This window comes from Stieleria tagensis (assembly GCF_024129865.1).
Taxonomy (GTDB): Bacteria; Planctomycetota; Planctomycetia; order Pirellulales; family Pirellulaceae; genus Stieleria; species Stieleria tagensis.
Genome location: NZ_JAMYFE010000108.1, coordinates 22,666 through 31,133 on the forward strand (window position 1 = coordinate 22,666; position 8,468 = coordinate 31,133).

The window sequence follows — 8,468 nt, forward strand, 5'->3', positions numbered from 1 at the left end:
AATAACCTGAAACCAACCCGCATGAACGCAACCCAAATCGACCGTTCTCGAATTGAATCGCTGGTCCGCAGCGCGATCGCGCAAAGTGCCAATGGGCACAGCGCCGCGCCCGCTGCGACGCCAATCCGCGCCGCCGGCAGCCCCGCCGGTTGGGTCGATGGCAAACCCAACCTGCGTGTCAGCATCTCCGCGCGTCACGTGCATCTGACGGACCAGCACGTGGAAATCTTGTTCGGTGCCGGTGCGGTACTGGAACCGGAAAAAGACCTATACCAAGACGGCTTCTACGCGGCCAAGCAAACGGTGATGGTGGTGGGACCACGACGACGAATGCTGCCTAGCGTACGCGTGCTCGGCCCGACGCGTGGTGCCAGCCAAGTCGAATTGGCGTTCACCGATTCCATCTCGCTGGGCATCGACGCCCCGGTTCGCCACAGCGGCAAGATCGACGGCACGCCCGGATGTGTGTTGGTCGGGCCGGTCGGCAGCGTGCAACTGGAACAAGGCGTGATTCGCGCCGCCCGTCACGTGCACATGAACTTTGCCGATGCCGAGCACTTCGGCGTGTCCAACGGCGACATGATGAAATTAAAAGTGACCAGTCACGACTGCAGTACCGTGTTTGACGACGTGTTGGTGCGAGCCGATGCGGCGGCCAAGTTGGAAGTCCACATCGACACCGACGAAGGCAACGCGTGTTTCTTGGACGGCGCGTCCAAAGTCGAACTGACCAAAGGCAATTGCGGCTGCCAAAAATAGCCGCTGCAACAATCCATTTAACCCCAACGGCCCGGCGAATTTCGCGGCGGGCCGCCCCCCTTTCCTCCTGCTAAAAGGAAGATATTCGAATGGCGAAGATTAACGAAGCGCTCGGCATGATCGAGACCAAAGGGTTTGTTTGCTTGGTCGAAGCCGCCGACGCGATGATGAAAGCGGCCAACGTCCAATTCCTCGGCTGGGATAAAGTCGGCAGCGGACTGGTCAGCGTGTTTGTCAGCGGTGACGTCGCGGCGGTCAAAGCAGCCACCGACGCCGGCGCAGCAGCAGCCGGTCGGATCGGTCAAGTCGTCAGCGTACAGGTCATCCCACGACCACACGAAGATTTGGACAAGGTCCTGAAGACCGTCGCCCCGTCGGCCAAAAAATAGTCCTCGCACCTGCTGCGACGACTCTCCTTCCCCCACTCAGAAAACACACTGAACAATAGAAACATCATGAATGACGCTATCGGATTGATTGAAACAAATGGTTTGTTGGCCCTGGTCGAAGCGACCGACGCGATGGCCAAAGCGGCCAACGTTGAAATCGTCAAACGAATCGACATCGGCGGCGGCTTGGTCACGACCGTGGTCAGCGGCGACGTCGGCAGCGTTCGCGCCGCAGTCGAAGCCGGTGCCAACGCGGCATCCCAAGCCGGTGAACTGGTATCAAGCCACGTGATCCCACGTCCGGCCGAAGGTGTCTCGAAAGCTTTTTTCGCCTAGACCGACTCCCAGAACCGTTGGCCTCGCTGCCCACTCGGCAGCAGACAGACAGGACTGACCCCAACCCAATGCGGAGGATCCCGCCCGTGCTCGTACTTGTTGCAAACCTCGGATCGACCAGTTTCAAGTATCGGTTATTTGAAATGACCGATGATGGAGCGATCGATGACATCCAAAACGCTCGCTGCCTGGCCCAAGGCGCGGTCGAACGGATCGGTGATGCGCAAAGCAACTGCACGGTCACGATTGGCCAGTGGTCGGACCAACAGACATTGCCGGTGCCCGACCATGGTGTCGCCGTCCAAGCCTGTTTAGATCAGTTGACCGATCCCCAACACGGGGCAATCAAAGACGCTTCGGAAGTCGCCGCGATCGGTTTCAAAGCCGTGCATGGTGGCCGCCTGTCGGGCGTGTTTGTGGTCGACGACGAAGTGCTCGATGCGATGGGCGAAATGAACGCCGCCGCACCGGCACACAACCCGCCTTATATCGCTGCGATGAAATCGTTGCGCTCGCGATTCCCCCAGTTGCCATTGGTGGCCGCGTTCGAAACCGATTTTCATCAAACGATTCCGGCGGCACGAAAAGAGTATGCGATCCCACGCCAGTGGGCCAACGAATTTCACATTCGCAAATGGGGATTCCATGGCGCCAGCCATCGATTCATCGCGTTCCGCAGCGCCGAAATTCTCGGCCGCAACGATGCCCGCGTGATCTCGTGTCACCTGGGCGGCAGCAGCTCGATCACAGCGATCCAGTCGCGTCAAAGCGTGCAGACCACGATGGGGATGACTCCGCAAACCGGACTGCCACAAAACAATCGAGTCGGTGATTTTGATCCGTTTGCGTTGCCGTTGATCTTGCAACGCACCGGGTTAACGCTCGACGAAGCACTCCGGCAACTCGCCAGTTCCGGTGGCCTGTTGGGGCTGAGTGAAAACAGCGGCGACATCCGCGATTTGGAACAGGCCGCCGAGCGGGGTGATGAAAAATCACAATTGGCACTGGATGTCTACGTCGAAGAAATTCGGCGTCACCTGGGCGGCATGCTGGTCGCACTTGGCGGCGCTGATGCGATCGTGTTCACCGGCGGTATCGGTGAAAACGACGTGCTGATTCGACAACGGGTCTGCAGTGGTTTGCAGGACCTGGGCATCGATCTGGACCAGCAAGCCAACGCCAATCTGCGCGAGCACAGCAACGAACTGGGCGAAGGATCGTTCCACACAGCGGATTCGAAAACGCAATTGTGGGTGATCCCGACCAACGAAGAAGTCATCGTCGCGCGGCAAACCATTCACGCACTGAAGCATTCGTAACGCGTCCGTTTCCGTATTTCCCCTTTCCCTTTCCCCGCAAGCAGAAACGAATGTTTATCGCCCGCGTCACCGGATCGGTCGTCAGCACGCAAAAGGTGCAATCGATGGTCGGCCAAAAACTGCTGGTCGTCGAACCGTACCGACTGGACGACAAAAAACGCCAGTCGCTGGTGACCACCGGGCGGACGTTCATCGCCGTCGACACGCTGGGAGCCGGTGAGGACGATTTTGTGCTGATCACGCAAGGCAGCAGCGCTCGTTTGACACCCGAAACCAAACCGTTGCCCATCGACGCGGTGATCATCGGCATCGTCGACCAAGTGCACGTCGACAAGATCAGCGTTTACGACCGCGACTAGCCACCCATTCATTCCACCGAATCATCACTATGCAATACGACGAAAACCTAATTCGAAATGTGGTCGCTCAGGTCTTGGCCGAAGTCGGTCCGATGCCCAGTGGCCAACCATCCAATGCCCAACGATCCAATGGTCAGGCCGGTGGCGGACAACACGGTGTGTTCTACGACGCCGATTCCGCGGTGGCCGCGGCCCGTGTGGCATTCGAGCAATTGCGGGAACGTTCGCTGGCCGATCGCAAACGCATCATCGACATCATCCGACGAATCTCGATCGACCAGTGCGAAGAACTGGGATTGATGGAGATGGACGAAACAAAAATCGGCCGCCCGGAACACAAGATCGAGAAATTAAGAACGCTCGGCGAGCAAACGCCGGGTGTCGAATTTCTGGAAACCAAAGCCTACAGCGGTGACCATGGATTGGCGATCATCGAACGAGCCCCGTTCGGCGTCATCGGCGCGATCACCCCGGTCACCCACAGCTTGCCAACGATCACCGGCAATGCGGTCAGCATGATCGCCGGCGGCAATACGGTTGTCGTCAATCCACACCCCTCGGGAAAAGGCGTTGCGACCGAAGGCGTGCGTCGATTCAACCAAGCCATCGCGGCAGAAATCGGGATCGACAACCTGATCTGTGTGATCGCCGAACCGACACTGGAATCGGCCGAAGCATTGTTCAAACACCGAAGCGTGGCGTTGATCTGTGTGACCGGTGGCCCGGCCGTCGGCCGCGCCGCACTCAACAGTGGGAAACGAGCGATCGTCGCCGGCCCGGGCAATCCGCCGGTCGTCGTCGACGAAACCGCGGATTTGGATTTGGCCGCACGATCGATCATCGCGGGTGCCGCCTACGACAACAACCTGCTGTGCATTGCGGAAAAAGAAGTGTTCGTCGTCGATTCCGTGTTTGACGCGATGATGGACGCGATGCGACGTGCCGGGGCTGTCGAGCTGAATGCCTCGCAGATCGACCAACTGACTTCCAAAGCCATCGTGCAAGTCGGTGACGACCAGCACGATGCAGCCTGTAAAGACTTTATCGGCCGCGACGCGTCGGTGTTGGCCGCGGCCGCTGGCGTCAGCGTCCCCGAAGGTACTGAACTGGTATTCGGCGAGACCGATGAACATCACCCGTTCGTCAGCGTCGAACAAATGATGCCGTTCTTGCCGTTCGTCCGCGCCCGCGACGTCGACCATGCGATCGCGATGGCAAAGCAGTACGAGCATGGATTCCGTCACACCGCGATCATTCACTCCCGCAATGTTCGCAACATGACCAAGATGGGACGCGAATTGGACACCACGTTGTATGTCAAAAACGGACCTTGCATGGCGTCGTTGGGTCTGGGCGGCGAAGGCTATCTGTCGTTCTCGATCGCCGGACCGACCGGCGAGGGTGTGACGACGCCGACGACCTTCACCCGCGAGCGGCGATGCAGCATGATCGATGAGCTGCGAGTGGTTTAATGCAACCGGCGATTGTACTCGGATCGACACGCGCCACCGTCAAGCATGAAAGCTTGATCGGACAGCGATTGGTGGTGGTCCAGCCGACCGGGCTGGACGACAGCGCCGACGGTCCGCCGTTGATCGCACTGGACGGACTGGGGTCACGCCGGGGCGACCACGTGATGTTGACCAGCGACGGATCGTACGCCCGCGAAGCTTGCAATCACGACCACACCCCGGCCCGCTGGACCGTGATCGGCATCATCGACGAACACTCAGCCTAACCCCTCAACCAAATCAAATCTTTCTCGTGACCACTCTCCACTCGCATCGCAACGACCTATCGGCTTTTGTAGCCCAGGTTGCGCGCGAAGTGATCCGGCGGCTGCGAGAAAGCCAAGCCACCGCCTGCGAATCCAGCGGCGAGAACCCTAGCGGCGAAAAACTGATCACCCTCGCGACACTCAGCGGCTATGCCGACGACCGGCAAGTCACTCTGGCCCCGGGCGGCGTGGTGACACCGGCGGCACGTGAGGAAGCGGCGCGTCGCCGCATCACGTTTTCAACGTCACCTGGCGTGCCTGCGATCACCGCTAGCGCCAGTAGCGCGGCGATTGCTTCGCCGCAATCGATCCTGACCGAACAATTGGCCCGACGTGGCGTTTCGATTCCAGCGGCGACAGAAATCATTTGGACGGATCAACCGGCCGCCGAAGTTTATGCGCGTTGTAGTATTGGACGGCGTGCGGTGTTGATCTCGGCGATCGGCGACGTAGATCGCTTTGCCACCGAACTGTCGCCCGACGTTTGGATTTTGGATCAACAGAAATTGAATTTGGTGGCCGCCGTCAACGCGGCCGCCCGAATCGCTCGGCTCGCCAACCATTCCCCCGGAGACGCGACGTGAAATTCGCACGAACCATCGGCACCGTAACACTCGCCAAAGCGCATCCGGGAATGCATCAATCCAAACTGCGCTGTGTCGAAGTGGTGGAGTCGATTGATGCGCTCGACAAACAACCCCTCGGCGGCGAGACCCATGTGGCCTGGGATTTGTGCGGCAGCGGAATCGGTGATTTGGTCGCCCTGGCCGAAGGCCCCGAGGCGGCGGAACCGTTTCGCCCCCAAGTCGTTCCGATCGATGCCGCGATTGTCGCCCTACTGGATCAAGTCGATCTGGGATGACCGCGTCCAAGAACGCATCACAACTACACACCGCAGATGCGAAGTTGCATCTCGCTATTTAAAAACAGTCAACCTTCTTTCTCGCAACCGAAACCTTGAACATGCAAAACGCTCACAAAATCAAACAGGACATGTGCGACATTGGTCGCCGGATTTACAACCGCCAGTTTGCCGCGGCTAACGATGGCAACATCACGGTTCGGATCAGCGACAACGAAGTGCTGTGCACGCCGACGTTGCATTGCAAAGGTTTCCTGACGCCCGATGACATTTCCACGATCGACATGACCGGCAAGCAAATCGCCGGACGCAAGAAACGTTCCAGCGAAGCACTTTTGCACTTGGAAATCTACAAACAACGCGAAGACATCCGTAGCGTCGTGCACTGCCACCCGCCACACGCGACGGCGTTTGCGATCGCTCGCGAGCCGATCCCGCAGTGCATTCTGCCAGAGGTCGAAGTGTTCCTGGGCGACGTGCCGATCACCAAGTATGAAACCCCCGGCGGACAAGCGTTCGCTGACACGATCATCCCGTTTGTGAACAAGACCAATGTGATGATCCTGGCCAACCACGGCACGGTCAGCTACGGCGAAAACGTCGAACAGGCCTACTGGTGGACCGAGATTCTGGATTCGTATTGCCGCATGTTGATTCTGGCCAAACAACTGGGCAATGTCGCTTACTTGGATCAACAGAAATCACGTGAGCTGTTGGAGCTGAAAGACCAATGGGGTTACAAGGATCCACGGAACACCAAAGAGTTTGAGGACTGTGATATCTGTGCGAACGACATCTTCCGCGATTCGTGGAAGTCGTCCGGTGTCGAGCGACGTGCGTTTGAAGCCCCGCCTTCGATGCGTCCGGCCCCATCGGCCAGCAGCAATGGAACCGGCGGCGGGCTGCCGGCCGGTGTCGATCAAGAACAATTGGTCAAGCTGATCACCGACGAAGTGATTCGTCAGATGAAGTCGTAGCGTTTTTTCCGCGACTTGATCATCGACTTTGCCCCACAAGCTTCTCTCAGATTTTAATTCATCATGAAAGTATCAATCATCGGCGCCGGCGGACTGGTCGGATCCTGCGCGGCCTACGCGCTGCAGTGCGGCGGACTGGCTCGCGAGATCGCGTTGCTGGATGTCAACCAAGAATTGGCGGTCGGCCAGGCGTTGGACCTGCAACACGGCAGCCCCAGTGTTGCCGACCAAACCATCGTTGGTGGCGGCTACGAACACATCCCGACCAGCGATGTGATTTGCATCACGGCCGGTCTGCGCCGCAAACCCGACGAGTCACGTCTGGATCTGATCAATCGCAACACCGACTTATTCGTCCAGATCTTGCGTGATGTCAAAGCGGCCGGCCCCAAACCAACGGCCATCGTGTTGGTCGTCAGCAACCCGGTCGACATTCTGACTTACGTGGCCGCGCAAACCTTGGGCTTGCCGGTGGATCAGGTCATCGGACTCGGAACGCAACTCGATACGATCCGCTTTTGTTCCTTGATCGCTCAGCAACTCAACGCGCCGCCGACTCAAACCCGAGCGTTGATCTTGGGTGAACATGGCGAGTCGATGGTGCCGATTTGGAGCAGCGCGACGATCGCGGGATTGCCGCTAGACAAATACCCCGGTTGGTCGCCAATGTTGGCCACCCAGTTGTTCTCGCGGACGCGTGGCAGCGGTGCCGAAGTGATCAAACGCAAAGGCGGTGCAGGGTTTGCGGTCGGCATTGCGATTCGCGACGTGATCGACGCGGTGATCTTGGACCGTCGTTGTGTGTTGCCGGTCAGCAGTGTGCAGAACGGTTGCTATGGCGTCCGCGACGTGGCATTGTCGGTGCCGACGGTCGTCGGTCGCAGCGGAGTGCTGGATCGAATGGAAATCGACCTGTGGCCCAAAGAGGTCCAAGGGTTGCGTGCCAGCGGCGCGGCACTGCGAAAGACACTCGAAGTGGTCCTGCCCCGCGTCCGCTAAGCGGACCGTAGCTGGACCGGCCACGGTTCAGATCTCCCTGGTACCCGCCACCGACTGAACCCTGGCGGGATCAGCTACGTTTCCAACCATCCCGCCGTAGCTGGACCGGCCACGGTTCAGATCTCCCCGGCACCCGCCCCCGTCTGAACCCTGGCGGGATCAGCTACGTTTCCAACCAACCGACCGTAGCTGGACCGGCCACGGTTCAGATCTCTCCCCCCCGCACCCGCCACCGACTGAACCCTGGCGGGATCAGCTACGTTGCCAACCAATCGACCGTAGCTGGACCGGCCACGGTTCAGATCTGCCCCCCGCACCCGCCACCGTCTGAACCCTTGGCGGGGTCAGCTACGTTGCCAACCAACCGACCAACCGTAGCTGGACCGGCCACGGTTCAGACTCTCCCCGCACCCGCCACCAACTGAACCCTGGCGGGATCAGCTACGTTGCCAACCGACCCACCGTAGCTGGACCGGCCACGGTTCAGATCTGCCCCCAGCACCCTCCACCGCCTGAACCCTGGCGGGATCAGCTACGAATCCAACCAACCCGCCGTAGCTGGACCGGCCACGGTTCAGACTCTCCCCCGCACCCGCCACCGACTGAACCCTGGCGGGATCAGCTACGATTCCAACCGACCCACCGTAGCTGGACCGGCCACGGTTCAGACTCTCCCCCCGCACCCGCCACC

11 protein-coding genes are annotated in these 8,468 nt (G+C 59.5%); all 11 read left to right on the plus strand.

The features are described 5' to 3' along the window. Positions 1-21 precede the first annotated feature (21 nt). The gene (gene pduL / locus NHH03_RS23300; RefSeq protein WP_253160217.1) at positions 22-759 is read left to right on the plus strand and encodes a phosphate propanoyltransferase; all 738 of its coding nucleotides are present in this window, start codon (positions 22-24) and stop codon (positions 757-759) included. Positions 760-848: 89 nt separating this feature from the next. Then, positions 849-1,148, plus strand: a complete 300-nt coding sequence (locus NHH03_RS23305; RefSeq protein WP_253160219.1) for a BMC domain-containing protein — start codon at positions 849-851, stop codon at positions 1,146-1,148. A 66-nt stretch (positions 1,149-1,214) separates the two neighbouring features. Further along, a complete protein-coding gene (locus NHH03_RS23310) occupies positions 1,215-1,484 on the plus strand; it encodes a BMC domain-containing protein (RefSeq protein WP_253160222.1) in 270 nt (89 codons plus the stop codon). An 86-nt stretch (positions 1,485-1,570) separates the two neighbouring features. Then, entirely contained in the window at positions 1,571-2,803 is a 1,233-nt protein-coding gene (locus NHH03_RS23315; protein ID WP_253160224.1) for an acetate/propionate family kinase, read from the plus strand. Between the two features lie 50 nt (positions 2,804-2,853). Beyond that, positions 2,854-3,162 (plus strand): EutN/CcmL family microcompartment protein, encoded by a 309-nt coding sequence (locus NHH03_RS23320; protein WP_253160226.1) that lies wholly within the window; start codon positions 2,854-2,856, stop codon positions 3,160-3,162. 29 nt (positions 3,163-3,191) lie between these two features. Continuing rightward, positions 3,192-4,634: an aldehyde dehydrogenase family protein gene (locus tag NHH03_RS23325; RefSeq protein ID WP_253160228.1), complete on the plus strand. Its 1,443-nt coding sequence runs from the start codon at positions 3,192-3,194 to the stop codon at positions 4,632-4,634. Next, complete coding sequence (locus NHH03_RS23330; protein ID WP_253160230.1) at positions 4,634-4,900, plus strand: EutN/CcmL family microcompartment protein; 267 nt, start codon at positions 4,634-4,636, stop codon at positions 4,898-4,900. Before NHH03_RS23325 ends, NHH03_RS23330 begins: the two co-directional genes overlap by 1 nt. A 26-nt stretch (positions 4,901-4,926) precedes the next feature. Beyond that, positions 4,927-5,523, plus strand: a complete 597-nt coding sequence (locus NHH03_RS23335) for a hypothetical protein (RefSeq protein ID WP_253160232.1) — start codon at positions 4,927-4,929, stop codon at positions 5,521-5,523. Continuing rightward, positions 5,520-5,801: a EutN/CcmL family microcompartment protein gene (locus tag NHH03_RS23340; RefSeq protein ID WP_253160235.1), complete on the plus strand. Its 282-nt coding sequence runs from the start codon at positions 5,520-5,522 to the stop codon at positions 5,799-5,801. The genes NHH03_RS23335 and NHH03_RS23340 overlap by 4 nt, the downstream gene beginning before the upstream one ends. Before the next feature lie 101 nt (positions 5,802-5,902). Further along, entirely contained in the window at positions 5,903-6,778 is an 876-nt protein-coding gene (locus NHH03_RS23345) for a class II aldolase/adducin family protein (RefSeq protein ID WP_253160237.1), read from the plus strand. A gap of 63 nt (positions 6,779-6,841) precedes the next feature. Continuing rightward, positions 6,842-7,777 carry a lactate/malate dehydrogenase family protein gene (locus tag NHH03_RS23350; protein ID WP_253160241.1) on the plus strand — a complete coding sequence of 312 codons (936 nt, stop codon included), beginning with the start codon at positions 6,842-6,844 and terminating at the stop codon, positions 7,775-7,777. Positions 7,778-8,468: the final 691 nt, after the last annotated feature.